We start from the raw sequence: 26,372 nt of genomic DNA, 5'->3' as shown, positions 1-26,372 counted from the left end.
ATGTTCGATCTTGTTCACAAGTGTTGACTTTCGAGCATCTTCTGTCAGATAGTGGTCCAGTTCCCGTTCGACGACGCGAAGGGGCGGATCAGCCGTGCCACGCTCGAGCAAGACCCTCGTCACCGTCGCGATGACCGCGGCCGCACTGCTGGCACCGGCCACCACCGCGTCCGCCGAGCCCGCCTATTCGATCTCGGTCGGGTCGACGGCGCCCTACGCGCATCCCACCGACACCCCGGCGGGGACGTTCGTCGACAAGGACGGGACCTTCTACTTCCAGCAGTCCGCCGCGCTCTACGGCGCCGACCAGCCGCGGGAATGGGAGTTCTACACCGGAGACGATTTCGACTCGGCGAAGCGCTCCGGCGAACTGAGCGACGCGGTGAACCCGGCGGAACCGCGTGACCGCAACAACGACACCACCTGGCGGTGCAACACCAGCCCTACCGGCAAGGAGGCCACCCCGCCCCCGGCGGGCTCCGGCTACTCGCAGCGGAACTTCTGCGATCTCGTCGGCACCTGGGTCGATCCGGACACCGGGGACTGGTACGGCTTGGTGCACAACGAATTCACGCCGGAACCGTTCGGCAAGCCGTCGTTCTCCCACTACGACTCGATCGACTACGCCGTCTCCACCGACCAGGGGCACACCTGGGCGATCAAGGGGCACGCGATCACCTCGCCGTACAGCACGAAACGGGGCGACACCAAGGCGTTCCCGAACCAGACCTTCGACTACGGCGACGGCGATCCGCGCCTGTTCGCCGATCCCGCCTCCGGCTACTTCTACCTCTACTACGGCTCGCGGATCGTCCCGAAGGAAGGCACCGGCGGCAGCGCGGGCGGTCTCGCGCACGTGGCGCGCGCGCCGATGTCGGGCAAGCTCGCCGGCGGCACCTGGTCGAAGTGGTACGACGGCGCGTGGTCCCAGCCCGGCCTCGGCGGCAAGGAAAGCAACATGGTCCCGGCCACCGCCGCCAATCCCCGCGGCTACACGAAACCGGCCGACGACTACGACCCCGCCAACACCGGCTCCGTCGACCAGCAGGTGGCGGCGGGCGAACTGCCGGCGAAATCGGATCTGTTCGTGATAAACATCGCCTACGACGCCCACCTCGGGCTCTACATCGGCGAACCCGAGGTCGTTTCCGGGACGCAGCCCCAGAAGTTCTACGTCACCGACGACCTCTCCACGCAGAAGTGGCGCCTGATCGGCGACTCGGGCGCCTACAAGTCCGGTTCCTGGTACCGCTGGTTCCTCGACGGCGCCAACAAAACCAGTTCCACCATCGTCGGCAAGACGTTCCGCTCCTACTGCTCCATCGCGTGCGCCACATCCGACGGCGAGTACGCCGACATCACCGTCACCTCCCGCACCCCGGCCCCGGCACCGGTCGACCCGGCACGGACCTACCGGATCGGCACCGGAGCGGGACGCGTACTGGCCCAGGTCCCCGGCACCGGCGAAACGACCTCGACGGTGAACGGCGCGCTCGACGGCTGGAAGTTCACCGCGAACGGCGACGGCTCGTTCCGGATCACCAACGACCGCACCGGGCAAGCCCTCGGCGTGCCGGTGTCCACCGCGAACCGCGCGTGGGGCACCCGTCCCGTGGTGTCCACACCGGACGCGAGCGCGGGCCAGCAGTGGTTCGTGGTCCCCGCCAAGGGAACCCACGGCGGGTTCCGGCTGATCAACCGCTACAGCGGCCTCGCACTGGGCCTGTCCGCCACGACCGGCCGCCTCGCCGAAACCACCCCGATCCGGAGTTGGACCGACAGTTCCGGCAGTGCCGTAGGCGGCTCCCGCACCGCGGCCGAGCAGACCGTCACCTTCGCGCCGGTCCGGCGGTAGCGCGGGCGGGGGCTCGTCCTGATCGATTCCTTTGTGGACGGATGGAGCGAACTTCGCGGGGGCAGCGGGCCGCTGCCCCCGCGAAGCCTTCTGGGGCGGGGATCAGTGGAAGCGGAAGTCCGCGGTGTGGGTGCTGGTGTCGATGAGGGTGACCTGCAGGTGGCGGCAGGTACCGGCCCACGCTCCGTCGGTGGTCCAGTTGTACTGGTAGCGATCACTGCCGCTGTCGTAGCTCAAGGCCCCGCTGGTGGCCTGCGCCGCACCGATCGGGGCGCCGGTGGTGCAGTCGTACTGCTGCGAGGCAGGGGAACCCGAAGGGAAGATGCCCAGCCCTTGGTCACCGGCGAGGCTGAACTTCACCGGCACCGTGCTGCCCGCGTTGCGATCGTTGACCGAGGGCGGATTGTCCACGGGTGGGAAGAATCCGGTGAAGCTGTAGGTGTAGGTGTAGCGGTCGCCGGGGTTGGTGGCGCTGGTTCCGGCGGGGGTGGTGACGGTGACGTCCACCGCGCCGACCACCGCGGAGGCGGGTGCGGTCGCGGTGATCGAGGTGGCGCTGTTCACGGTGAACGAGGTCGCCGCGGTGGCGCCGAAGTGCACGGCGGTGGCGCCGGTGAAGTTGGTGCCGGTGATCGCCACGACCGTACCGCCGGTCTTCGGGCCGGAAGCCGGGTTCACCGAGGTGACCGTCGGCGTCGGGGACGGGATCGCGGCCCAGTCCTCAGCGGTGGCGGAGAACGTGTCGTTGGTGAAGATCCGCGTCCTGCCGGTGCCGTCGGGGTTCATCACCTGCAGCCCCTCGTTGTCGGTGAACAGGATCTTGGTGCCGTCCGGGGACCACACCGACGTCTGGTCCTCGTTGCTCCCGGCGATGTTGGTCTGGCCGCTGCCATCGGCGTTCATCGTGTACACCTGATTGCCCAACGGGTCGAAGCTGAACACCGAGAAGGTGATCTTGGTACCGTCCGGGGACCAGTTCGGGTGGTACAAGTTCTGGCCGGGAATGCTGGCCAGTGTGGTCTGCCCGGTGCCGTCGGGGTTGATGGTGTCGATGGTGCTCGACGACGAACTGTAGACGAGCTTGGACCCGTCCGGGGACCAGTTGACCTGGAAGCCAAGCACACCGAGGGAGACCGGGTTGGTGCCATCGGCGTTGATGACCGTCAAGGTCCCGCCGTTCCGGTAGGCGAGCCTGGTGCCGTCCGGGGACCAGGCCAGCGACTGGCCGTCGGCGGTGGAACCGCTCGTGATCTGGGTGACACCGGTGCCGTCCGGGTTCATGGTGTGGATCTGCAGGTTGGGATTGCCGACGCCACGCTCGAACGCGACCTTGGTCCCATCCGCGGACACGCGCGGAGCCCGCCCGCTGGTGACCGCGGTGACCCCGGAGCCATCCGGATTCATCGAATAGATCGTATTCGTACCGGTAAAGAAGATCTTGCCGTTGCCGCCGGGGAACGCCGCCTGCGCCGGCGCGGCCATCGCGACCAGGCTCAGCACGCCACCGATCACCAACACCGCCAGTCGCAGCAGTGACCAGCGCGACCGAATACCTCCATCCGCGCGGGTTCTTCGCCCGTCTCGAATATGGACCATCATTTCAACTTTCCTCCTCGACGCCCCATCGGCGGCCCCTTGGCGAAACCGCAATCGACGCGACAGGGCACTCGTCTCGGCCTTGGGGCACATCACAGACAGCCCATCTGTCCTGATCGGAAAACCGCCCCCCGGGCCGACCGGTTCACCACGCTCCTCCGGTCGCAAAACCGGTGTCAAGAACCGCAATCGACTTACCGCGCAATCACACTTGTGAGGGACGCCAACTCGTCGCAATTATCCCCCAAATGTCGCAACAGTGACCGTCGATAATAAATCTGAAATAACGGAGAAACGTTTGTTCCTGCCAGCACTTCGCACCAGTGAAAACGTACGACCGGTACCGGTTGAACATATTTGTTTGTCGACGACGAGCGGGCTTACGGCGATCGGTCGTCTCATTTCGTGCAAGCGAATCCGAGCTCCCGAGGCCCGCTGAGCGCACCCGCGGACTTGGTGGCCGCGGTGCTCAGCCACCTCCGGCGAGCACCGGTACGGGTCAAGAGTTCGTCAAGGTTTCCGCGCCCGCCGTTGTGACGGCGGCAAGAATCGGTCGCGCCGCCGTGCACGACGGTGCACTGGACATGTGCGGACGACCGAACCACCCAGCTACCCGAAAAATCCACAGTGGACACCCACGGTGCGCGTCCCGTGACCGCGACGATCCGGCCACCCGAGTCCGAGGCACCGGCGCGGGAAGGTCGTGGTGAGCGGCACCGGCTGACGGTCGTCGGCGGGCTCGCCGCGCTGTCGCTCGACGCGATGGCCTCGGTCGCCTACGGTCCCGAGGCGATCGTGCTGGTGCTCGCGCTGGCGGGTGGCACCGGCCTCGGGTTCACGCTGCCGGTCACGTTCGCGATCGCCGCACTGCTCGTCGTGCTCACCCTCTCCTACCGGCAGGTGATCGCCGCGTTCCCCGACGGCGGCGGCGCGTACGGGGTGGCACGGCGGCACCTCGGCAGGCGCACGTCGCTCGTGGCCGCGGCGTCGCTGATCATCGACTACGTCCTGAACGTCGCGGTGTCCGTCGCCGCGGGCGTGGCCGCGCTGACCTCCGCCTTTCCCGAACTGTTCCCCTACACGACGTGGTTGTGCCTCGGCGTGCTGGCCGTGATCACCTCGATCAACCTGCGCGGCATCGCGCACAGCGCGCGGGCGTTCGTGCTGCCCACCGCCGTCTACGTCGGCGCGATCGTGGTGGTCGTGCTCGTCGGCCTCGTCCGCGGCGGGCCCGCGGTCGACCCGAACACCGCCGCGCAGCACACCGGCACGCTGCAGAGCGTCGGAATCCTGTTGCTGCTCAAGGCGTTCGCCAACGGCTGCGCCGCGCTGACCGGTGTCGAAGCCATCGCGAACGCGGTGCCCTCGTTCCGGAAGCCGCGCGTGCGCCGGGCCCAGTCCGCGGAACTCGTCCTCGGCGGGCTGCTCGCGGTGATGCTGATCGGGATCGCCGCGCTGATCGAAAAGTTCGCGATCCGCCCGGTGCCGGGGGTGACCGTGCTGTCGCAGGTGACCGAGGCGTCGCTCGGCGACGGGTTCGGCTACTACCTCGTCCAGTTCGCCACCGTCGTGCTGCTGGCGCTGGCCGCCAACACCTCGTTCGGCGGGCTGCCGGTGCTCGCGCAGTTGCTGGCGAAGGACAACAACCTGCCGCACGCCTTCGCCCTGCGCGCCGACCGCTCGGTGCACCGCTACGGCATCGCGTTCCTCACCGCCACTTCCGCGGCGCTGCTGGTGATCTCCGACGGGAAGATGAACTCGCTGGTGCCGCTGTTCGCGATCGGGGTGTTCGTCGGATTCACGCTGTCCCAAACCGGGATGGTGCGCCACTGGCTCACCGACCGGCCGCGCGGCTGGACGCGCAAGGCCGCGCTCAACGGGTTCGGCGCGCTGCTCACCGGGATCGCCGCGGTCGTGGTCACCGTGTCCAAGTTCGGCGAGGGCGGCTGGCTCATCGCGGTGGCACTGCCCGCGCTCGTCCTGCTGATGGAGGTGGTGCACCGCTCCTACGCGCACATCGGCGCCCGGCTCGAACTCGGCCACCGGCCGACGCCGCCGCGCCCGGTCGAATCGCTGGTCGTGGTCCCGGTCGCGACGGTCTCGCGCCTCACCCGCGACGCGATCGCCGCCGGGCTTTCGCTCGGCAACAAGGTCATCGCAGTACACGTCGGCCACCCCGACGACGCGGAGCAGGCCGCTTTCCTTTCCGCTTGGGAGGACTGGGATCCCGGTGTCCCCATGGTCCGCCTCCACGACGAGCGGCACCGGCTCGCCGCACCGCTCGTCGAGTACCTCCGCGCGGTGCGCGACCTCCAGGTGTTCGTCCTCATCCCCGAGGTGGAGCCGGAACACGCGTGGCAGCGGGTGCTGCAGAACCAGCGCGGCGCGGTCCTCGCGCACGCGCTGCGGCGCCGCACGAACGTGGTCGTCTGCCGGATGCGGTTCCGCACCCGCCCGGTCTGAGCGGCGCTCATCGGGATTTCATCGGCCACCGCTAGCCTTCGCGCGCGAATCCGATCGCCGAGAAGGAGACATGGTGGGGATGAAACTCAGTTGGTTGCCGAAGGTGGCGGGCGTCGCGGTACTCGCGGCGACCGCGATCCTGCCCGCCGCGGCGCACGCCACGCCGGCCGAACCGGGGAAGCGCGTCTTCAACTCCATGCAGATCCTCTTCAGCCCGGACAACCCGGACGTGTTCTGCACGATCGGCGCCGTCGGCACCGACAAGCAGGCGCGGAAGATCGCCATCTCGGCGGGGCACTGCATCCAGGACAAGCGGTACGCCGACCGGGACCTGCCGGAGAACGTCCAGCCGGTCTACGACCGCGGCGACGTCGGCTTCGGCCCCATCGGGTACGTGCGCTACTTCAAGGACCCGGAAGGGTCGTCGATCGGCCACGCCACCAAGGACTACATGATCATCGAGCTGGTGCCCGCGGTGACGCCGTCCTCGCAGGGACCGTGGCTCAAGGAGACGGGCCAGCTGGAGGTTCCCGACGGGCAACCCAGCCCCAACGCGCTGAACCCGCCGCTGAACGAGGAACGACTCCTCGGCGCGGCGGCGAACAACAACAACAACGAGCTGGTGGTGTCGGGACAGCTCGGCGTCTGGTACGGCCGCGTCACCGCCAACACCAACGGTATCTACCAGTCGTGGGCCCAGCACAAGGCGAACGACTCCGGTGGCCCGGCGATCTGGCACGTCCCCGGCAGCGACTACCCCTCGGAGGGCACCAAGTTCCAGGCGGCCGGTCCGTGGGCGGGCATCACCAAGGCCAGGGCGCTTGGCGTGCCGCCGTACGTCTACACCAGCTCGGCGAACATCCTCGCCGACCTGCGCGCCCGCGACGCCGCGCACCCCGGCGTCTACGGCGCCGGTTTTCACGTGACCACCAACCCGTGACACGAGTCCATTGAGGATCTGTCCTCAATGGACTCGTGTCAGCGCGGTGCCACCGGCAACCTGATCCGGAACGTGGCGCCCTGTCCCGGTGCGGTGTCCAGTTCGACCGTACCGCCGTGCGCGGTGACCAGCGACCACACGATCGAGAGGCCGAGGCCCGCACCACCGTGCCGTCCCGCGGCGCGGGCGCGTGAGCCGTCCGAGCGGTAGAACCGTTCGAACACCAGCCGCGCCCGCGTCGCGGGCAGTCCAGGTCCGGTGTCGGCGATCTCCAGCACCGCGTCGCCGCCACCGGTGCCGACGCCCACCCGCACCGCGCTGCCCGCCGGGGTGTGCGCGATCGCGTTGCCCACCAGGTTGCTCACCACCTGCCGCAGCCGGGATTCGTCGCCGAGCACCGGCGCGGTTTCCGGATCGGCGGCGGCACCGGGGCCGGTGAGCCGGACCGGCCTCGCCGGATCCAGCGCGCGCAGATCGTGCACCGCGTCCGCGGCGAGCGCCCGCAGGTCCATCGGCGCGCGCCGCAGCTCCACCCCCCGCTCGTCGAGCTGCGCCAGCAACAGCAGATCGTCCACCAAACCGGTCAACCGCACGGATTCGCGCTCGATGCGGTCCATCGTCGTGTCGATCTCGGCGCCGCCCATCCGGTAGAGCTGCGCGAACCCGCTGATCCCGGCGAGCGGGGTGCGCAGCTCGTGGCTCGCGTCCGCCACGAACCGGCGCAGCCGCTCCTCCGATCGGATCCGCGCCCCCACGGCCGCTTCGATCTGGGCCAGCATCCCGTTCAACGAGGTCGTCAGCCTGCCCACCTCCGTCGCCGGTGCGGCGGTGAACGGAACGCGCCGTGACAGGTCGCCACCGGCGATCGCGGCCGCAGTCTCCTCGATGCGGCGCAACGGCCGCAGCCCCGCCCGAAGCCAGAACCAGCCCGCTGCGGTGAGCACGGCGAGCAGGCAGGCGCCGACCAGCAGGCAGGTCAACCGGACACGACTCACCGTTTCGTCCACTGAGGACAGTGAGTTGGCCGCGACCACGCTGCCGCCCCCATCCTTGGCGGGGAGCGCGAGCACCCGCCAGCCCGGCACTTCGAACGGCTGACCGTGCCGGGCCGCCACCGCCCCGCGGTCCAACGCGGGCAGTGCGGGTGCCGAGGCTCCGCGCACGGACAACGTCAGGCGCCCGTCCGCCGTGAGGTAGGCGAGGTACAGGTCGTCGAGCGTGGTCCTCGAGCCCTGGGCGGGAGCGGCCGTCACGAACGGCTGGACGAACGCCCTCGGCAGCGCGGCCAGCGCGCTCGCTTCGGCGGTCACCTGCGCGTCCACCCGTTCCACCAACGGTTTCCGCAACGCGACCAGTACCGCGACCGTGCCCGCGGTCATCCCGGCCACCAGCAGCGTCATCGAGATGACCAGGACCCGCGCCCGCAGTGACAGCCGATTCATCGCGGCCTGCGCAGCACGTACCCGACCCCGCGGACGGTGTGGATCAGCTTCGGCTCCCGGTTGTCGACCTTGCGCCGCAGGTAGCTGATGTAGGACTCGACGATGCTCGCGTCGCCGCCGAAGTCGTAGTGCCACACGCGGTGCAGGATCTGCGCGCGGTCCAGCACCCGGTCGGCGTTCTCCACCAGGAACCGCAGCAGGGTGAACTCGGTCGGCGACAACGAGATCGGCTCACCGCCACGCGTGACGAGCCGTGCGGCGGGGTCGAGCACGAGATCGCCCGCGGACAGCACTTCCGGCGTGGCGCCCGCGGTCCGCCGCAGGATCGCCCGGATGCGGGCGATCAGCTCGTCGAGCCGGAACGGCTTGGTCACGTAGTCGTCACCACCGGCGGACAGCCCGGCCACCTTGTCGTCCCCCGCGTCGCGCGCGGTGAGGAACAGCACCGGCACCTCCCGTGCCGGCGCCGTGCCCGCCCGCATCCGCCGCAGCACCGAAAACCCGTCGAGATCGGGCAGCAGCACGTCGAGCACGACCAGGTCGGGCGGACCGTTCGACACGATCCGCAGCGCCTCGGTACCGCTCTCGGTCGCGGTCACCTCGAACCCGGCGAACCGCAGGCTCGCCACGAGCAGATCCCGCAGGGTCGGGTCGTCCTCCACCACGAGCAGGCTGGCCGTCGTCATGTGCGTTGACGATGCCAGCAACGGATACGGCTGACGAGCGGCATTCACACGTCCCGCACGCGCATCACGGCGTACCCCGCCGCACCGATCAGCGCGACGAATCCGCACAGCAGCCCGAATCCCAGCCACGGCGCGACGGCACCGTCCGGCGGCACCACGGTGTAGACCTGCTGACCGGCCACCGTCGGCCAGTACGCGGTCATCCACTCCGCCCACCGTTCCGGCAGCGTCCGCCCGATGAGCGGCACCAGCAGCGTCAAGGAAACCAGGGTGCCGATCGCGGCGGCCGTCGAGCGCAGCACCGTCCCGAGCCCGAGGCCTAGCAATCCCACGGCGGCGAGGAACAGGCCACCTCCGAGCACCGCACGCAGCACCTCCGGCTGATCGAGCGTCGCGTACGGCACTTTCGCGTCCGCGAACACCGCCTGCCCGAGGAAGAAGGACGTGAACACGAGCAGCTGACCCAGCAGCGCCACGACCGCGGTGACCACGACCGCTTTCGCCGTGAAAAGCCTGCCGCGCCGGGGCACCGCGAGCGTGCTGGGCTGGATGGAGCCGGTCGCGTACTCGCCGCTGATCATCAGGACCCCGAGCACCCCGATCGAGAGCTGGGCGATCAGGATGCTGTTGAGACTGTTCACGGTCGGATCCCACGCCGCGCGGTCGGACGGCGACATACTGGGATAGGACCTGGCCAGCCCCGAGGTGGCGAGCGCGCTGATCACGACGCCGAGCACGATCGTCACGGCGACGGCGAACCAGGTCGAGCGCAGGCCGCGGAACTTGGTCCATTCGGCGCGGATGGTGTTCACGCGGCACCTCCGTACTCGACGGCGTCGCCGGTCAGCGCCATGAACACGTCCTCCAGCGAATCGCGCTTCGGCGTCAGCTCGGCCAGCGCGATGCCGTCCGCGGCGGCGAACTTGCCGATCTCCGCCGAGGTGAGCCCTTCGACGAGCAACCCTTCGGCGTCCATGTCGAGCCGCGCGCCCGCCTGGCGCAACACCCGCGCGAGCCGCTCCTGGTCGTCGGCACGGACCAGCACGGTTTCCGCGCTGTGCCGGTCGAGGAACTCGTCGATACCGGTGTCGGCGATGATCCGGCCCTTGCCGATGACCAGCAGGTGCTGCGCGGTGAGGGCCATCTCGCTCATCAGGTGGCTGGACACCAGCACGGTGCGGCCTTCGGCGGCGAGCTCCCGCATGAGCCCCCTGATCCAGCGGATGCCCTCCGGATCGAGGCCGTTGACCGGTTCGTCGAAGATCAGCACCGGTGGATCGCCGAGCAACGCGGCCGCGATGCCGAGCCGCTGGCTCATCCCCAGCGAGTACGTTCCGGCCCGCCGCCGCGCGACCGACTCCAGGCCGACCAGCTCGAGCACTTCGCCGACCCGTTTCCGCCCGATGCCCGCGGTCTGCGCGAGCGCGAGCAGGTGGCCCGTCGCGGTCCGGCCCGGATGGACCGCGCGGGCGTCGAGCAGCGCGCCGACGGTGTGCAGCGGACGGTCCAGCTCGGCGTACCGGCGGCCAGCCACCGTCACGGTCCCGGCGGTCGGCGCGTCCAGCCCGACGACGAGGCGCATGGTGGTGGACTTGCCTGCCCCGTTCGGTCCGAGGAACCCGGTGACGCGCCCCGGCCGGACGGTGAACGTGATCCCGTCGACGGCGAGCGTTTCGCCGTAGCGCTTGGTGAGGTCTCGTGCCTCGATCGTTTCACTCATGCCACCAGCGTTCCGACGCCGGATGACGAAATGCTGGGAGCGGCGCGCGTTCTCCGGTGGACCGGCCAGTATTCCCAGCGAACTCCCAGGTTTCGTCCGCTCGCCCCCGAGCCGGACGTCCACTTCGTCCAGCCCGCGTCCGGGGTGACCTGGATCGGCTTCTGGTCGAACATCCACCGATACCCGTCCCAGCAGCGGGAGTTCCGCGGCGCGGACGGCGCGAACCGCGACGCGTGGGACGGCGACGAGGGCTGGTCGAGCTTCCTCGACCAGATCATCCGCCCGGTGATCGACAACGATCTGCGCCAGGAGGGCTACAACGCCTGCCCTGCCTGCGCCCAGATCGACATCATGAAGGCGATCCCGCCGAACGTCACGGTGTACGTGCCCGGCGCGGCCGCGACCGTACCGCTGACCAAGTGAACGGAATCGAAACCCGTTGCGCGGGACGGAAAAGCTGAGCTGGCTCTAGCGGCAGGGCGGCTGGTAGCCGTCGATGGGCAGAGCGCGGAAGTCGAGCGTGTTCGGGGTCTTGCCGACGAAGACCAGCCCGCGCGCCTCGCCCAGTGCCGAGGCGAACGAGTACGACGGCTTGCCGAGCTCGGGTAGCCAGGTCCAGGCGTCGGGCGAAAAGCTGAAGAACCGCTTCTCGAGCTTCCCGCCCGTCGAAGGCACCTTCGTGAGCCACTTGTCGCCGCCGCTCCAGTGTGAGGCCGGGCGCAACTGGACGTACAGGTCGTCGGTCGCGCTGTAGGTCAGCCAGAAACCGGACGACTTCGAAAGATCCGCCTGCGCCTCGAACTGGTTGCCGAGCCACACCACGATCACGTGCCATTCGGCCTTGAGGAACCGCACCTTGGCCGCGTACCGGTCGCCCTCGCGGACGAGCAGGCTGCCGGTCGCGGGCACCGTGGTGCCCTCGCCGCTGGCGAGCCACTGCTGCAGCCGGTCGATCGACGGGCTCGCGCACTCGCACCGGTGCGAAGCCGAGCCGCCGTAGGCCGCCGCGTTCGCCGTGGTGACCGGGGAAAGCGCGAGCGCGCAAGCCAACGCCGTGAGTGTTCTGGCGATCCTCGTACGACCGTTCGTCGAACCTGCTCGCATGGCAAGGAATGTAGCATGTCTAGACCACTGGCGGGACGCCCGAACAGGTGCGGCGCGGGCGCCCCGCCGCCGGGGATGCCGGAGCCCGAGTAGGTCACTTCTTTTCGCACAGCGCGGCGTCGACGACGTCGATCCTGGTCGGCTTGTCGTTGTTGACGACCCAGGTGTTGGTGACCACCGCGGCGTTCCTGCCGTCGTCGGTGGCCATGGTCACCGAGGAGAAGCCGGTGGACAGGTCGCCGAGCAGGCCCCACGCCCGCACGCCGCAGCTCAGCTGGTGCCCCCACAGGCCGAGGCCGTACTTCTCGGTGCCGGGCCACCCGGTGTCCACCGTCTTGCGCATTTCGGCGAGACCGGCCGCGGAGATTACCTTGCCGCGGTTGAGTTCGCGGTCGAACACGGCGAGATCGGCCAGGGTGGAGACGAGCCCGCCCGCGGTGCTCCAGTACGACGGCTCCACCGTGCCGCTGCCCCATTCGCCGAAGGTGGTGTCCAGCCACAGGAATACTCCGCCGATGCTGCCGCCCTTGTACCCGTGGACGTACGCGCCGGGCAGCGATTTGTCGCCCGGCGCCGGGAGACTGGTGTGCTTCAGGCCGAGCGGCTTGATGATCCGCTCGGCGATCGCGTCACGAGCGGGCGCGCCGGTGACCTGCTCGATGAGCATCCCCGCGAGGTAGTAGTTGGTGTTCGTGTAGTTCCACGAACCGTCCGGCTTGGGCGGGTTGCCCGCCAGCCCGGCGCGGACCAGCTCCCGCAGCTCGAACGTACCGTCGGACTTGGGCTTCGCGCCGGCGTTGCCGCCGTTGATCCCGCTGGTCTGCTGGAGGAGCTGGCGGACGGTGATGCGGTTGCCGTCGTAGCCGTTGCCGGCGACCACGCCGGGCAGGTAGCGCTCGATCGGGGCGTCCAGCGCCACCTTGCCCTCGTCGACGAGTTGCAGCACCACGGCCGCCGTGAACGTCTTGGTCTGGCTGGCCGCCCGGAACGCGTCGTCGGGGCCGATGACCTGGTTGGTGTTGACCACTTTCTGGCCCGCGTGCAGGGTCCACCCCTGGTTCAGGTCACCCGCGTACACCGCGGCGCCCGGTCCGCCGTGCGCCCGGAAGGCCGTCAGCACGGCCTTGACCCCCGCGTGGTCGTCGGCTTGCTCCGCCGCCGACGCGGGCGCGCCCATCGTCGCGACCGCGGCGAAAGCGCACAGCGCCACCACCGACCTCGGCATCCCCGTTCTGGTCATCCTCGCTCCTCCATCCGCACCGGAAACCACCGCGCGCAAAGTAGCCACGGGCGATGAAATCCCCATGAACGGGATGAAAGGGCAGCCGTTCAGTTCGTACTGATCGGCAACGACGTGTAGGTGTGCAGCGACAGCCCCGGCCGGAAAACGGGGTCGCCCGCGAGCGAGAGCCGGGGGAATCGCGACAGCAGCAAGGGAAACGCGACCTGCGCTTCCAACCTGGCCAGTGGTGCGCCGAGGCAGTAGTGCGCGCCACCGCCGAAGGACAGCGGCGGCTCTTCGGCGCGGTCCAGCACCAGCCGGTCGGGTTCGCGGAACACCTCGGGATCACGGTTGGCCGCGCCGAGCAGGGCGACGGCGCGCTGTCCCTCGGCGAAGCCGATGTCGGCGATCGTGAGATCTGTGGGCATGATCCTGGTGGACGCCAGGTGTACGGGCGAGTCGTAGCGAAGCAGCTCCTCCACCGCGGGCGCGGCGAGCGCCTGCTCGGTGCGCAGCCTGGCCGCCTGCGCGGGCTCCTCCAGCAGCGCGAACAGGCCGTTCGCCAGCAGCCCTGTCGTAGTTTCGAAACCGGCGGACAGCAGGAGGGCCGCCATGCTCACCAGTTCCTCCGCGTCCAGCCCCTCCTCGCCGTCCCCGGCCGCCACCAGCGCGGAGATGAGGTCGTCGGCCGGTTCGGCGTGCCGTGTCTCGGCCAGGTCCGCGAGGTAGTCGCGGATGGTGACCGCGGCGGAGTCAGCACGGTCGACCACGGCGGGGCTCAGCTCGTCCAACACCATCGTCCAGTCCCGCACGAGGGTCTGGAACATCGGCCGGTCCGCCCGCGGCACGCCGAGCAGCTCACCGATCACGGTGGCCGGGAGCGGGAACGCGAACTCCGTGACGAAATCCGTGGTCCCGTCAAGGCGTTCGCACAGTTCGCCGACGATGCGCTCGACGGCGGGGCGCAGGTTCGCGACCCTGCGCGCGGTGAACGCCGAGGAGACCAGGCGACGCAACCGGGTGTGCGCGGGGCCGTCCAGCATCACCATGCTGGTGAACATCAGCCGCAGCGACGGCCGCTCCCGCCAGTCGTGGTACCCGGCGGCGAGCAGGAGCTGTTCCGACTGCTTAAGCGGGCGTTGATCGCGCACGAACGCCGAGCACTGCCGGTACCCGGTGATCACCAGCACGCCGTCGGGGGCGGTCACCACGGGCCCCAGCGCCCGCAACCGCGCGTAGTGCGGGTACGGGTCGGCCCTGCCCTCGTCGGTGCCCAGCGCCGCGAGCACCTCGCCGACGGCATCGGAATCCACTCTGGTGGTCATGGCCCTCCTCATCCGGTGATCGTCCCAGGATGCCGTGGATATCCGGCGATGGCTACCCGCTGATCCCGGGAGCGGGGCGTCTCGTCAGATTTCGAGGGTGATGTCGAGGTCGAAGATGCCGCCGAGCCCGATGCCGAGCCCGAAGGTGTCCGAATAGATCGGACGGCGAGCGACGGAAACGGCTTGACCGCCGACGGTTCTGGCGAACTCCTCGGTGTCCTTGTCGGTCTGGTACAGCTCGTGCTCCTCGACCACGATCCGGTAGTTCGTCAGCAGTTCCGATGTGGACGGTGCCAGTACCCCCGTCCAGACGAACGAATCGCCCGCCGCGGCGCACCCGAGTTCGACGGCGGGACCGGCCGGTTTCCAAGCCAGGTCGTCGGTTTCCAGCAGACCGCGCTTCTGGAGCGTGACGAGCACCTGCCTGCTGGCCGCGACCGCGTCCCGCCCGGTGCCGGCCGCCGTGCCGGGCGCGTTCGCGGCGAACGCGCCCGCGACGGTGACTTCCAGCTTGCGGCCGCCCGCGTCGCGCACCGTCGTCGTGCGCTCCGGCGGCAGCTGCGTGAACTCGGCGAGCACGACCTTCGACAGCTCGCAGCCCGGCAGCGCGTACGGCTGGTACCGGGCGACGGCGAAGCGGACGAGCGGGAAGTAGCTCCGCGCGGCGGGGGCGTTCAGGTCGACGTCGACGTACCAAAGGCCCCTGCGCCGGTCGAACTCCGGGGTGAACGCCATCGCGGTCACGGTCGCCGCCGTCTCCACGAGGGTCAGTCCGGCGGCCTGCGCGGCGGCGTTCGGGAAGTCCGCCGGCTTCGGCCCCGCGGTGGCCGGTGTCGCGGGATCGCCCCACACCGGATCGGTTCCCCAGCGCGTCGCGTACTGCGCCGGTGCGGTGTCGTCGATCAGCACGGCGAGCATTTCGTCGTCACCGGAGGAGAACCACGGCCGCTCGAGGTAGATCCGGACACCGGCCTGCCGCCGCCGGTGGACGGCCTGGTGCACGCGGTTGTCCTGCTCCCACCGGAAAGTCGGCACCACGTACAGCACTTCGGGCGGTTCGGGTCGCCGCGAACTCGGCACCTTCGCCGCGAACTCGTCGCCGATCCTGGTGACCAGCTCCGGATCGTTCTTGACCTCCGGCTTGAAGTACTCCAGGAACCGCGTCGTCGCGACCGGGGTGTAGGTCACGGTGCGGTGTCTGGTGTCGCCGAACTCGTGCCGGACGCGGTGCCGGAAGAACGGCTCGCGCGGACCGCCCCGCTCGTCGTCCCGCCCGATCCTGGCTGTGCCCTCGACGGCTTCGATCCGGAAGTCGGCGACGTGCGCCTGCTTGGTGACGCGCCGCGGCGCGTCCTCGGCCGGGTCGTCGAGCCATTCGCTCCAGGCGGCTTCGACGTCGAGCCGCCCGGTGCTCTTGGCGTGCGAGCGCACGGTTCCCGACAGCGCGGCGAAGGTTTCCTCCGCGAGCCGGTCGAACGTCACGGCCACGAGCTGCGGGCGTTCGAGCGGCTTCTCGACCGCGTGCACGAGGGTCAGCTCGACGAACGGCGTGACCATCCAGTCCTCACCGGCGGCGGCCACCGCGAGCAGGCTCGCGAACTCGCCGTCCGCGGCGGTGAGCCCCGCCTTGCCGGTGAGCAGCGACCAGACCTTCAACACACCGACGTCACCGGGATCGGGGCTGCTGCTCAGCTTGACCGTCGCGATCTCGGCCTTGGGCAGGAACACCGTGAGCGTACGGGAAAACTCCGTCCACTCCGGACTCCCCGTGCCTTCTTCGACGCGCAGCCGGAACGGCGCCGCCTCCGGCCAGGTGCCAGGGAACGCGACCCGGCGGTTCGGCACGTCGGCGGGCAGCCCGCGCAGCGCGGCGCCCTTCGCCAGCGGATCGGGGAGATACGGCACCTTCAGGCCGAGCAGCGGATCGTGGACGATGTACTCACCCTGTTTCAGCGCGCCGCCGTGCGGGAGCGGGAGTTCGGTGGGCGGCTCGGGGTCGGTGACGGTGTGCTTCGCCACGTGGATGCTGCGCTCCAGGAGCAGATCGTGTTCGAAGTACGGCGGATGCGGATCGGTCACCTTGGTGTCGGAAAAGGTCCCGGATTCCCGTGACGCGGCGGCGTAGAACGCCTTCGCGGCGCTCGCGGGCTTGCCCGCGCCGAGGTACCGGTCGAACATCCCGTGCTGCTCCGCCATCAGCTCCGAGGTCTTCGGCGGCGCGAGGTGCCGTTCGTCGAAGTCCTCGTAGCCGCGGTCGAGGCCGTCGGTACCGGAGAACGGCCCGTGCAGCCGGTCGTTGCGCAGCGCGCCGTAGAACGACGCCGGGATGGCGCGCCCGTCGTCGTGCACCGAACTGCGGATCACCAGGCGCTCGGCCGATTCGCCCTCGTTGTAGGGCTTCGACGGCAGCACGACGGGCGGCGGCACCGGTTCCCAGCGGCGGTAGGTGATCGGCGCCGACGCGTGCGCGTCGGGGATGGCGTCGGCCGGGCCGAGGCTGTTGCCTGCCAGGTCGACGGCGCGGGCCCGCAACCGGTAGGTGCGGCCGTAGCGCAACGCGGGCAGCGACCCGCCGGCCGGGCGGAACCGCACGTCCAGCGGGAAGTTCTCGTCGAGCTCGGGGTCGGGCACCTCGGCGCCGGAGTTCTCGCCGATCGTCTTGCCTGGCCGAGGTGCCACCAGGCTCCAGCCGTCCCAGCCGAACATCGCCTCGTGCAGGAACAGCTCGTCGGGTTTGCCCGGCACGGACCCGACCGCGCTGCTCTTGACGTACCCCTCGTCCTCGCCGATCCCGGTGATGTCCAACGGCGCCTGGCCCGGCCTGCGCAGCACGTAGCTGCCCACCCGCTGGCACAACGACTTCCACGCCACCACGGATCCGGTGGCGGGATCCGCGAGCCCCACGTCGATCCGGAACCCGCGGACGAGGTCCTCGGCGTGCAGCGTCGGCCCGAAGGTGACGCGCGGATCGGTCGAATTGGTGTACTGCTCGGCGCTCGCCTGGTAACCCGTCATCCGGTCGACCTGCGGGCCGACCACGCCGTCCCGGTTCTTCCGCAGCACGGTGATCCCGCCGCCGCTCTGCGCGGGGATGCTCGCGTCGGCGGGTGCGTCGGAGTCGGCGAACTCGGGATCGGTCAGCTGGCTCACCGAATGCGCGAACGTCAGGTACTTCTGCACGGCCGCGTCGAGGTCCAGTTCGGTCACCAGCCAGCGGTTCTGGTCGGCGAGGTCCAGGACGCGCTTGGCGATCGGCGACGTGGTGCTCGACGGTGCCGCTTCGAACTGCCCGCCGGTCAGGTCCAGCGCGGTGAACGGGCACAGCGCGGGTTTGAACCCAGCCGGGTTGCCGAGATCCGGTGGCGCGCCTTCGAAAGCGACGCGGAGCAAGCTGTTCGCGGCGATCCCGGCAGGCACCTTCACGGTGACATCGACGACGAGGCCGAGCTTGCGCAGCAGCCGGGGGTAGTCGCCGACGGCGGCGCACGCGCTGTGGAAGTCGAGTGCGGGCTTTTCCAGCGGTGGCTGGGCTTCTTCGGCGGCGGCGGAACCCGGCGGCACGCGGGTGCGGTCGTAGAAGCGGAACGCCTCCGAGAACGCGAGCTTCTTGACCCTCGACGGGTCCAAGGTGCCGCCGGTGTGCGTGTACACCTTGTCGTCGCGGTGCATGATCCTGGTCGGCGGGATCACCGGCGGCAGCGGGCCGACCGGACCACCGGGGTCGGGATCGGGGTCCGGCACGAGACCGATGACCGGGGGGTCGGCCTTGCCGAGCACCGAGTCGACGGCCGTGTGCGCCTGGTTCGGGTCCTTGACGATCTTCGGCACGTCCGGGCCGATCTTCTCCTTGAGCCAGCCCAAGGAAATGTAGTCCGGCGGAGGCGGGCAGCCACCGTTTCCGTTCGCTTTGGTGGCGGCGATCCTGCGGTTCGCCAGCAGCGCCGTCGCGTCGCCGTGCAGCTCGACGACGTGGCGGTGCACCTCCGCGGCCGGGAACGATCGCAGTGATTTCGGCGGCGGCGGATCGGCCGCGATCGCGGCCGCGGCGGTCGTCCTCGGTCCCACCGGGGTGGTGGCGGCCGGGAACAAAGCCTTCCACAGCACGGAATCCGCTTCCGGCGCGCCGAACACCGGCTGCACCTTGGTGACCGTCGTGCCGCTCACGAATTCGAGGCGCAGTGTCGGCAGGATGGCGGCCAGTGCCGCGGGCCAGTCCGAAAAGGACACAAAATCAGCCAGCTTCGGTCTCGGCGAAGCCGGATCGGGCACCAGCCTCGGACCGACCACAAGGGACACCTTGGCGGTGCCGTCGTTCGCCGTCCCGTTGGGCACGGCGGTGAGCAGGAGCTGGGTCGTGTTCGGCATCAGTCGATCCCCCCGAAGGCCGTGCAGTATTCGAGTGCGGGGTCACGGCGCAGGGCGGTGACCGGTTCGGTGTAGGGCGCCATCAACTCGGCGAAGGTCGGTTGCGCGCCTGCGGCGGCCGCGAGCGCGAACGTCTCGTCGCTGCCAGCGAACCTGCGCTCGCAGGTGATCGACACCGATTTGTGGAAGAACAGCACGTCGATTTCGACCGTGATGGTCGCGCGGCCGTAGACCGCCCTCGGGCTGCTCTGGTAGCGGAACTCCATGTACAGCTCGATCGACGCGGAGATGATGCCGAGCACGTCGACCTCGCCGCGGGCGCGCAGGTACCCGGCGATCACCGCGTCCGTCCCGTTTTCGAGGCGGAAGTAGATGCCAGCCATCACCGACAGGCTGCCGCTCGCCACACCGAGGTTCATCGACACGGCGGCCCCGAATTCGAGCGCCGCCTCCAGCGTCTTGATCCCGTTGGGGCGCGCGGTGATGCCGAAGAACCCGCCTCCGCCGAGGAACGACACGGTCAGCGTGAACGGCCGTTCCCTGGTGCAGAAGTGGAAACCGGCTTCCAGCGACTCGCCGATGAACGGCACCCGCAGCGACGCGCCGAGGCTGAGGTTTTCGAGGCTGAACACCCCGATCGCCGCGGCGGGCAGTGTCATCGAGTAGTCCGCGGTGATCCCGCTCGGCGTGACCTGGAGCGCGGGCGGATCGCTGAAGCCGTCGAGCGGGATCAGGTTGCGCAAGGTCTGCACGAACTGGAGCGGGCCCTCGAAGTCGACGCCGTTGAAGACGACTTCGATATCCGGTTTCTTCCCCGCCCTCGCGGTGAACCGGATCCGCTCGAACTCCAGCCGCAGTCCCGGGAATCCCTTTGGTACCAGGAGAATGTCGAAGTGTTCCAGCGTGCAGGTCACGTCCGCGCCGGAGGACACGTCCGGCCGCAGCGAGCCGCGCAGGTCGACGACCATGGTCATCTTCCCGGCGCCCTCGTGCGGCCAGAACAGCGCGTTCTTCCGGTCGGGGTTCTTTTCGAACGGCGACCACGCTTGCAGGTCCGGCGACCATTCGAGCCTGGTCGTCGCCACGTCCGGCAGCTTGGCGCCCTGCGCGGCTTTCACCAGCGCCTGCTTGATCGACACCACCTGGGCACCGGTGTCGTCCCATGCCTTGAGCTGCTGGTCGACCCGGTCGAGCAGACCGGTGATCGCGGGATCGGTGCCCTTCGGCAACGCCTGGCGAAGCCGGGTGAACGACGCGCTGAAACCGTCGAACGCGCCTTGCACGGCTTCGATCGTGGTGCCGGAGCCCGGTTTGAGGAACTCGCCGACGGTGGTGAGCAGCGTCTCGGACTTGTCTGCGAGGTCCTGCACGGCGGTGCCGATCTGCGGCACCGTCTTGCGCAGTTCCTGCAATGTCTTGACGGCGCGTTCGACGTCCTGAGTGAACATCGAGACGGCGTTGAGGATCTGCGACAGGAAGGTGGGCACCTTGAGCGGCTTGTCGAGCCCGGCCAGCTTGACCAGTTCGGCCAGCGGGATGACGCCGAAGATGTTCGCGTTGAACGCCTTGAAGAAGTCGGCGGGGTTGAACTCGCCAGCGGAGAGCTTGGCGAGATCGCCCGCGACCGGGCCGGTGAGCCTGGACAGCCCCGCCACCGACAGATCGGGGGCGGCGAGCGCGCCGACGCGGTCGCTTTGCTTGCTGAACTCCATTTTCGCGTCGTTCGCGAGCTTGAGGAACACCTGGCCCTGGTTGGCCACCGCGTCGAAGGCGTGCTGCTTGAAGCCGTCGGCGTAGCTCACCACGACCTGCTCGGCTTCCCCGGTCAGCTGGCCGACCGACGGGATGACCCCGGTCGCTTGGTCGATCTTCGGCAGGAACAGCGCGGGATCCTTGCCGTCCACAATGGAGCCGAGGTCGTCGGGAACGGCCGCGGCCCACAACAGCCGCGAAACGTCGAGCCTGGTGTCGTCGGGTTTCTTGCTCTCCGCGAAGGCGAGCGCCTGCCCGGCGACCGCGGCCGCGCGGTGGCCGGGGTCCTCGACGGCGAGCGCACCGGGATTCGGGTTGTACGCCTTGACGATGGCGGGCAGGTCCGCCGGGGTGTTCAGCGTCTTCGACACGAACAGCAGTGGTGTGCGGAACTCGACCGCGCGCCCGTCGCGGTCGACGCCGACGGCCTTGAACTCGAACCGCTGCCCGCCGACGTGGGGGAAGAACAGCTTCTGGTTTCCCGGCAGACCGGGCGGCCCCGCGTTCGGGTCGTCGAGGTTGGGCGTCACCGACGTGACGAGTGTGATCGAGCTGAACGGGAACTGGACGTCCAGCCGCTCCGCCCCGGTCCTCGGCAGCGGGGTGCCGCCCCGGTACTCGTAGGTGCGGACGGGTTGCCGGACCAGGATGAACATCCGCTGGTACAGGTACGCGGGCGCGCCCGGCTTCGCCGGGTCGAACTTGCGCTCGGTGACCTTGACCAGCGAGGCGCGGTGCCCGAACGGGAACAGGTACCCGGCGTAGAGCACGCGCACGTAATGGTCGCGGCCGAGGGTCGCGACGTGCCGCCATTCCTCGAGATCGAGTCCCGGCGGCGGTTCCCACTGGCCGAGCACGTCCAGCCAACCGCCCAAAGTGGACAGTGCGAGGTTGCCGACGCGCACCGGGGCGAGCCGTTCGTGCCCGGTCAGGCGCACCAGGGAGTACCGGTCGTAGGGGCTGAGCGGGGTGCGGCCGATCGCGTCCTTGGCCGCCGGATCCGGCCGAGGCATCGTGGCCGCGTCGCCGTCACGGGTCCACACGGCACGGACGGTCCGCCCATTCGCGTCGAGTTCGTCGACCTCCTGCGTGCCGTCGTCGTGCTCGCGCCGGATCCCGAGCCGGGTGTGCCACAGCTCGATCCGGTCGTTGCCCGGATGGGTCACGACGTCCTCGCTGTGCGCCCACGCGGCCGTTTCGGACGGTGACAGCAGCAAGCGGTACGGCAGTTCCAGCGCGGTGCTCGGCACCGCGGAAGGATCGGCGGGAAGGGGGTTTTCGAGCGCGGCGGGCGCGAGTTCGGCGCGCGCGGTCAGCTCCGCGCGCAGCGCGCCGAACACCTCGGGGTCGGCGTCGGCCGCCGCCGCGAGCGCCACCTCCGGCCCGAAGCGGGGCATCAGCTGGGTGACGTTGCGCAGCACGCGCATGGTGGCGGCGATGTCGTCGGCGGTGTGCCGGTTCTTCGCCGCGGCGCCCGCGTACAGGCTGCTCGCCCAGCGATCCGTCCGGTTGTGCTTCGGCTGCGGCAGCACCGCGGCCGCGGCTCCCCTGGCGACCGGCACCAGCCGTGGCGGCAGCAGCCGCATCGCGGCCACCAGTCCCTTGGCGGTGTACGGGATCTCGGTGGTGGCGTCCACTTCGAACACCAGCACCGTGCGGCCGGACAGCAGGGACCGCACCGGCGGCGGCTCCAGCGGTTCGGCGACCGTGCCGACGTCGGGATCGGGCGGCTCCACCTTGATGGCGCCCGCGGTCTCGAAGTACGCCTTCTCCAGCACGTGCTGGCGGGGGAAGGTGGCGATCAGCTGCGCCGGGCTCGCGGGGTCGCGGCGCACGAGCACCGGCGTGCCGATCAGCGGCCTGCGGATCTTGAGGTTGCGGAAACTGAACGTGAGATCGAGCAGGTCCTCCTTGCGCAGGACCCGTACTGGCGCGAGTTCGGCCGGAGTCGTCACAGTGCCCCCTGTCGTCTCCCGCAGCCAACCGGGCCTTGGCGAGCGCGGCCACGGTCGATCGGGCGCCCTAACGGGCAGACAGGGACGCCCCGATCACCGCCTGCCGCCGAACTGCCAGCGGTGCACTTCGACGGCCGCGTACTCCCCCGCGCCGAGGACCGCGCGCGCGGCGTCCGGGCTCGGCGCGCGAAGCAACGCCGCCGTACCCAGCCAGGTGGCGCCGTCGTCGGACAGCAGCGGCCCGTAGGCGATGAGCTGGTCCTGTTCGGACGGCACGGAAAGGTCCTCGGTGGCGGGTTTCGGCGCGCCGAGGCCGAGCACGAGGTACCGGTCGTCACCGCTGCGACCGCCGGGGAACTCCCACATCGTGCGCCCCAACGCGTTGCGCCACCGGCGAATCAGCACATCCCGGTAAGCGCCTGCCTGGTACCCGGGCTCGTCGAAGGCGAACGCGCGGGCGGCCGCCGGATCCGGCAGCTCGACGATGTGCACGCTGCCGGTGAGCACCGCACCGTCGAAGGTCGGCCCGCGGGCGATCAGCTCGGCGTCGAACCGGTCCATGTAGGACCAGTGCGCTTCCCGCAGCTCTTCGCGCAGGGCAAGGGATCCCGCCCGATCACGGTGGTAGCAGAAGAACTCCATGCCCCCAGTCTTCACCACGCGCGGTTCAGACGGCGACGACCTCACCGATCCTCTGCGCCGACGCGGTCGTCGGTGCCGAAGAACTCGTCGGCTTCGTGCCGCAGGCGCTTGGAGTCCGCCCGCGGTAGCTTCCGGTGCCGGTCGACCAGCTCTTCGGCGCTCAGCCGCCGCTTGTGCCCCGTGACGCGGTCGAGCAGTTCGCCCATCAAGGCGCTTTCGCCCGCGGTGAGGGCGCCGATCCGGGGCAGCGCGGCGCGGAGCGCGGCCGCGGCGGAAACGGGCCCCGGTTCGCGCGCGACCGGCCGATCGGTGCTGATGGCCGCGATGACGGCTTCCCGCGCGGTGACCGAGAGGGCCGGATCCCGTTCGTCCTCCGGCGTGGCGATGAGACTGAGCGTGACACCGGAACCGGCAGCGTGCACGAGCGACGCGGCGAGGTGTTCGGCGACGCGGAGTCGGCCCCACTCGGCGATGCGTCCGATGTGGTCTGCCAGCACCTGGAAACCCGCGACACCGGCAGGCGAAGCAGCGGCTTCGGTGCGCGGCCGTCCGTACATCAGCAGGTACAGGGCGGGGTTGGCCAGGCCGAACTCGACGTGGTTGTCCCATCCCGCACGGAGGTCTCGCACGGGGTCGTCCGAGCGCGCCGCCTCGGTCTTGGTCGCGAGGTAGTCCGCGAACCCCTTGACCGCGACGGCGTCGAGCAGCCCGTCCTTGTCCCCGAACAACCGGTAGAGGGTCGGGGGCTGCACTCCGGCCGCCGCGCTGACCGCTCGCGTCGAGACCGCGTCCTGTCCGCCGTCGGCAAGCAGGTCCAGTGTCGCGGCGAGGATGCGCTCCCGCGGCGAGTCGTCGGCGGTTTCCATGCAACCAACGATAACACAAGCTTGATTTCATCGTTATTACCAGTGATATAGTCACATCGATTCCATCGATAACACCTGGAGTGCGCCATGATTATCGTGACCGGGGCGAGTGGCCAGCTGGGCCGTGCGGTCGTGGACACCCTCCTCGACCGAGTTCCCGCCGAGCAGCTCGCGGTCAGCGTCCGCGACCCGGCAAGGCTCGCCGATCTGCGGCAGCGCGGCGTCCGGGTCCGGCGCGGGGACTTCGACGAACCCGCGACGCTCGACGAAGCGTTCGAAGGGGCGACGACGGCACTGATCGTCTCCGTGAACAAGCTCGGCGACGAAGCGGTGCGGGCCAACCGCGCCGCGATCTCCGCCGCCGCGTCCGCGGGCGCGAAGCGCATCGTCTACACCAGCCATCTGGGCATGAGCCCGGAATCCGCGTTCCCACCGTGTGTCACCCACGCCGCCACCGAGGACGCGCTTCGCGACTGCGGAACCGCTTTCACCGCACTGCGCAACGGCTTCTACGCGGCCACCGTCCCACTGCTCCTGCGGCAGGCGCTCGGCTCCGGGGAACTGCGCGTGCCCGAAGACGGCGCGGTCGCCTGGACCGCCCATGCCGATCTCGCCGAGGCGGCGGCTCGCGTCCTGCTCGACGGAGGCTTCGACGGGGCCACCCCGCCGCTGACCGGACCGGCCGCGGTCGGCATGCGCGAGGTGGCCGCCATCGCCTCGGAGATCACCGGCAGGGCCATTCGGCACGTGGTCGTCTCCGACGGCGAGTACCGGGACGGCCTGCTTTCCGCCGGTGTGCCCTCGGCGAGGGCCGATCTGCTGGTCGGCATGTTCGAGGCGAGCAGGCGCGGGGACTTCGGGCCTGCCGATCCCGCGCTGGCGGCGTTGCTCGGCCGTCCCACGACCACGATCGAGGACTACCTGCGCGGGGCGTTGTCCACAGTGGACTAGCCCCAGGTGAGCGGGTCGAGGTGGAGGTAGAACCGTTGCCGGTCGGCGTCGAGCGCGATGCCGTGCCGGCCGGCGAACTCCCGGTCCGCGACGACTGCCTGGTCGTCGTCGTCCCAGGTTTCCCTGGAATTGGCGAGCAGCAACGAGATGTCGGCGTACCGGTCGGCGAGGCCGAGGCGCCCGAGGTCGAGAAAACCGGCGAACTCGAGCGCGTCCCGGTCGAGGACGATGTTGGGCAGGCAGAGATCACCGTGGCAGACGACCGTGTCGGCTGGCTCCTGCGCGAGGCGGTGGTCGAGTTGCTCGGTCAGCCTGGCGAGCAGTTCGGCGGGCAGTGTCCCCTGCTGCTCGACCGGCAGGAACCCGGTGGTGACCGCACCGCGCGCGACCACGTCCTCGGCCAGCGCGAACATCCGCGCCAGGTCCCTCGTGAACGGGCAGTCCCCCGCGGGCAACGCGTGCAGTTCGCGCACCGCCTCGACGATGGACGGCCACGCCCGCCGGAGTTCCGCCGAGGACACGGTGTCGGCAGGCACCCCGCGGACGGTACTGGTCACCAGGCAGGCCCCCTCGGGCCCGTCGGCCCAGTCGAGCACCTCCGGCCCGTTGACCGCGGTGGCGGCGAGCCAGTCGACGCGATCCCGTTCCCGCGCAAGGAGATCCCGCTGCCCCGCCGGAACGCACTTGGCGTACCTCGCCCCGTCGGCACTGCGGAAAACGGTGGCGCCGGACTCGCCGTTCGTGACGGGTTCCCACTCTCCGGGCGGCGCGTTCATCGGGGAAGGGTGGCGATTTCCCACAGCGCCAACGTCTTGTCCGCGAAGGCGCCGCCGCCCTCGGTGCAGCCTTCGACCAGCATCGCCAGCGGCTCGGGGAAACCGAACGGCGCACGGCACAGGTTCAGCGGCCGCCAGTCCCCGGTCGAGATGTCCTCGTTGGCCGTCTGCTCGGTGAACGTCGTGGTCAGCAGGTAACGGGAACCGCTGCGGCGGAGGTTCTCCAGGGCGCCGCGGATATCGGCGAAGCTCAGGTGGACGAGGCAGTCGCGGCACAGCACCGCGTCCGCGGCGGGCAACGGGTCCGCGGTCAGGTCGAGCACGCGGAACTCCCGCGCCGAGTGCTGCCCGTACCGTTCGGTGTTCCGCCGCACCAGCTCGGCGACGATGTCGGCGCCGATGTACCGCGCCAGCCCGAGATCCACCTCGCTGAGCCAGCCGAAGTCGCCGCAGGGCAGGTCGAGCAGCGTCCGCACGCCGAACTCCGCCAGCAGCTCCGGCAACCGGGCGCGCAGCGCGCGGGTCTGCTCCGCGTCGGATCCCGGCCCGGAAACCGAATCCGAACCCCACAGGTTCGTCTCGAAGATGTGTGTGAAGCGCTCCTGCTTCCCCATGCGCTCCAACGTCTCGGCACGCTGCCGGAAGTTCTGCTGCGCCACCGTGATCGGCCGGTCGTCCATACCGGCCACCCTACCGTTCCCCACCACGCGAA

The 26,372-nt window shown here is 69.9% G+C and carries 19 protein-coding genes; 5 read left to right on the top strand and 14 right to left on the bottom strand.

Annotated elements, in window-relative coordinates:
* Positions 1 to 94: 94 nt before the first annotated feature.
* On the top strand, positions 95 to 1,855 hold the full coding sequence (locus HUW46_RS37590) for an RICIN domain-containing protein (RefSeq protein ID WP_254125285.1): 1,761 nt from the start codon (positions 95 to 97) through the stop codon (positions 1,853 to 1,855).
* Positions 1,856 to 1,957: 102 nt separating this feature from the next.
* Here the strand turns inward: HUW46_RS37590 and HUW46_RS37585 are convergent, their stop codons facing one another.
* A complete protein-coding gene (locus tag HUW46_RS37585; RefSeq protein WP_215543460.1) occupies positions 1,958 to 3,373 on the bottom strand; it encodes a PxKF domain-containing protein in 1,416 nt (471 codons plus the stop codon).
* Between the two features lie 729 nt (positions 3,374 to 4,102).
* Here HUW46_RS37585 and HUW46_RS37580 point away from each other — a divergent pair.
* Complete coding sequence (locus HUW46_RS37580; RefSeq protein WP_254125283.1) at positions 4,103 to 5,914, top strand: APC family permease; 1,812 nt, start codon at positions 4,103 to 4,105, stop codon at positions 5,912 to 5,914.
* Between the two features lie 79 nt (positions 5,915 to 5,993).
* Positions 5,994 to 6,854 (top strand): hypothetical protein, encoded by an 861-nt coding sequence (locus HUW46_RS37575; RefSeq protein ID WP_215543459.1) that lies wholly within the window; start codon positions 5,994 to 5,996, stop codon positions 6,852 to 6,854.
* Between the two features lie 38 nt (positions 6,855 to 6,892).
* Here HUW46_RS37575 and HUW46_RS37570 read toward each other — a convergent pair whose 3' ends face one another.
* The 4 genes from HUW46_RS37570 to HUW46_RS37555 are packed head-to-tail and all read right to left on the bottom strand — an operon-like array spanning position 6,893 to position 10,702.
* Positions 6,893 to 8,296: a sensor histidine kinase gene (locus tag HUW46_RS37570; protein ID WP_215543458.1), complete on the bottom strand. Its 1,404-nt coding sequence runs from the start codon at positions 8,294 to 8,296 to the stop codon at positions 6,893 to 6,895.
* Positions 8,293 to 8,982 carry a response regulator transcription factor gene (locus tag HUW46_RS37565; protein WP_215543457.1) on the bottom strand — a complete coding sequence of 230 codons (690 nt, stop codon included), beginning with the start codon at positions 8,980 to 8,982 and terminating at the stop codon, positions 8,293 to 8,295. The genes HUW46_RS37570 and HUW46_RS37565 overlap by 4 nt, the downstream gene beginning before the upstream one ends.
* 44 nt (positions 8,983 to 9,026) lie before the next feature.
* On the bottom strand, positions 9,027 to 9,794 hold the full coding sequence (locus HUW46_RS37560) for an ABC transporter permease (protein ID WP_215543456.1): 768 nt from the start codon (positions 9,792 to 9,794) through the stop codon (positions 9,027 to 9,029).
* Positions 9,791 to 10,702, bottom strand: coding sequence for an ABC transporter ATP-binding protein (locus tag HUW46_RS37555; RefSeq protein ID WP_215543455.1), 912 nt, complete (start codon positions 10,700 to 10,702; stop codon positions 9,791 to 9,793). Before HUW46_RS37555 ends, HUW46_RS37560 begins: the two co-directional genes overlap by 4 nt.
* A 30-nt stretch (positions 10,703 to 10,732) precedes the next feature.
* Between HUW46_RS37555 and HUW46_RS37550 the strand changes: the two genes are divergently transcribed.
* On the top strand, positions 10,733 to 11,125 hold the full coding sequence (locus tag HUW46_RS37550; RefSeq protein ID WP_215543454.1) for a hypothetical protein: 393 nt from the start codon (positions 10,733 to 10,735) through the stop codon (positions 11,123 to 11,125).
* 45 nt (positions 11,126 to 11,170) lie between these two features.
* Here the strand turns inward: HUW46_RS37550 and HUW46_RS37545 are convergent, their stop codons facing one another.
* From HUW46_RS37545 to HUW46_RS37515, 7 genes are all read right to left on the bottom strand, one after another.
* Positions 11,171 to 11,806, bottom strand: coding sequence for a hypothetical protein (locus tag HUW46_RS37545; protein ID WP_215543453.1), 636 nt, complete (start codon positions 11,804 to 11,806; stop codon positions 11,171 to 11,173).
* Positions 11,807 to 11,900: 94 nt separating this feature from the next.
* Complete coding sequence (locus HUW46_RS37540) at positions 11,901 to 13,046, bottom strand: serine hydrolase domain-containing protein (protein WP_215543452.1); 1,146 nt, start codon at positions 13,044 to 13,046, stop codon at positions 11,901 to 11,903.
* A gap of 89 nt (positions 13,047 to 13,135) precedes the next feature.
* Positions 13,136 to 14,353 carry a cytochrome P450 gene (locus tag HUW46_RS37535; RefSeq protein WP_215543451.1) on the bottom strand — a complete coding sequence of 406 codons (1,218 nt, stop codon included), beginning with the start codon at positions 14,351 to 14,353 and terminating at the stop codon, positions 13,136 to 13,138.
* 84 nt (positions 14,354 to 14,437) lie between these two features.
* Positions 14,438 to 18,718, bottom strand: coding sequence for a hypothetical protein (locus HUW46_RS37530; RefSeq protein WP_215543450.1), 4,281 nt, complete (start codon positions 18,716 to 18,718; stop codon positions 14,438 to 14,440).
* Positions 18,718 to 22,425 carry a hypothetical protein gene (locus HUW46_RS37525; protein WP_215543449.1) on the bottom strand — a complete coding sequence of 1,236 codons (3,708 nt, stop codon included), beginning with the start codon at positions 22,423 to 22,425 and terminating at the stop codon, positions 18,718 to 18,720. The genes HUW46_RS37530 and HUW46_RS37525 overlap by 1 nt, the downstream gene beginning before the upstream one ends.
* Positions 22,426 to 22,518: 93 nt before the next feature.
* Entirely contained in the window at positions 22,519 to 23,067 is a 549-nt protein-coding gene (locus HUW46_RS37520; RefSeq protein ID WP_215543448.1) for a YciI family protein, read from the bottom strand.
* Positions 23,068 to 23,108: 41 nt separating this feature from the next.
* Complete coding sequence (locus HUW46_RS37515) at positions 23,109 to 23,933, bottom strand: TetR/AcrR family transcriptional regulator (protein ID WP_331477184.1); 825 nt, start codon at positions 23,931 to 23,933, stop codon at positions 23,109 to 23,111.
* A gap of 87 nt (positions 23,934 to 24,020) precedes the next feature.
* On the opposite strand from HUW46_RS37515, the gene HUW46_RS37510 reads away from it, so the two are divergent.
* Entirely contained in the window at positions 24,021 to 24,884 is an 864-nt protein-coding gene (locus HUW46_RS37510; RefSeq protein WP_215543447.1) for an NAD(P)H-binding protein, read from the top strand.
* Here HUW46_RS37510 and HUW46_RS37505 read toward each other — a convergent pair.
* Both HUW46_RS37505 and HUW46_RS37500 read right to left on the bottom strand, forming a co-directional pair.
* Positions 24,881 to 25,660, bottom strand: coding sequence for an APH(3'') family aminoglycoside O-phosphotransferase (locus HUW46_RS37505; RefSeq protein WP_215543446.1), 780 nt, complete (start codon positions 25,658 to 25,660; stop codon positions 24,881 to 24,883). The two genes, HUW46_RS37510 and HUW46_RS37505, sit on opposite strands and share 4 nt — an antisense overlap.
* A complete protein-coding gene (locus tag HUW46_RS37500) occupies positions 25,657 to 26,340 on the bottom strand; it encodes a class I SAM-dependent methyltransferase (protein ID WP_215543445.1) in 684 nt (227 codons plus the stop codon). The genes HUW46_RS37505 and HUW46_RS37500 overlap by 4 nt, the downstream gene beginning before the upstream one ends.
* Positions 26,341 to 26,372 lie beyond the last annotated feature (32 nt).

Origin of the sequence: Amycolatopsis sp. CA-230715, assembly GCF_018736145.1 — a bacterium.
Taxonomy (GTDB): Bacteria; Actinomycetota; Actinomycetes; order Mycobacteriales; family Pseudonocardiaceae; genus Amycolatopsis.
This window is presented reverse-complemented; position numbering and strand designations above follow the sequence as displayed.

Bases quoted from the DNA above. Each gene is read 5' to 3' on its own strand.
- HUW46_RS37575 (WP_215543459.1), top strand. From the start codon at position 5,994: ATGAAACTCAGTTGGTTGCCGAAGGTGGCGGGCGTCGCGGTACTCGCG.
- HUW46_RS37570 (WP_215543458.1), bottom strand. From the start codon at position 8,296: ATGAATCGGCTGTCACTGCGGGCGCGGGTCCTGGTCATCTCGATGACG.
- HUW46_RS37565 (WP_215543457.1), bottom strand. From the start codon at position 8,982: ATGACGACGGCCAGCCTGCTCGTGGTGGAGGACGACCCGACCCTGCGG.
- HUW46_RS37555 (WP_215543455.1), bottom strand. From the start codon at position 10,702: ATGAGTGAAACGATCGAGGCACGAGACCTCACCAAGCGCTACGGCGAA.
- HUW46_RS37550 (WP_215543454.1), top strand. From the start codon at position 10,733: ATGCTGGGAGCGGCGCGCGTTCTCCGGTGGACCGGCCAGTATTCCCAG.
- HUW46_RS37545 (WP_215543453.1), bottom strand. From the start codon at position 11,806: ATGCGAGCAGGTTCGACGAACGGTCGTACGAGGATCGCCAGAACACTC.
- HUW46_RS37540 (WP_215543452.1), bottom strand. From the start codon at position 13,046: ATGACCAGAACGGGGATGCCGAGGTCGGTGGTGGCGCTGTGCGCTTTC.
- HUW46_RS37535 (WP_215543451.1), bottom strand. From the start codon at position 14,353: ATGACCACCAGAGTGGATTCCGATGCCGTCGGCGAGGTGCTCGCGGCG.
- HUW46_RS37530 (WP_215543450.1), bottom strand. From the start codon at position 18,718: ATGCCGAACACGACCCAGCTCCTGCTCACCGCCGTGCCCAACGGGACG.
- HUW46_RS37520 (WP_215543448.1), bottom strand. From the start codon at position 23,067: ATGGAGTTCTTCTGCTACCACCGTGATCGGGCGGGATCCCTTGCCCTG.
- HUW46_RS37515 (WP_331477184.1), bottom strand. From the start codon at position 23,933: ATGGAAACCGCCGACGACTCGCCGCGGGAGCGCATCCTCGCCGCGACA.
- HUW46_RS37510 (WP_215543447.1), top strand. From the start codon at position 24,021: ATGATTATCGTGACCGGGGCGAGTGGCCAGCTGGGCCGTGCGGTCGTG.
- HUW46_RS37505 (WP_215543446.1), bottom strand. From the start codon at position 25,660: ATGAACGCGCCGCCCGGAGAGTGGGAACCCGTCACGAACGGCGAGTCC.
- HUW46_RS37500 (WP_215543445.1), bottom strand. From the start codon at position 26,340: ATGGACGACCGGCCGATCACGGTGGCGCAGCAGAACTTCCGGCAGCGT.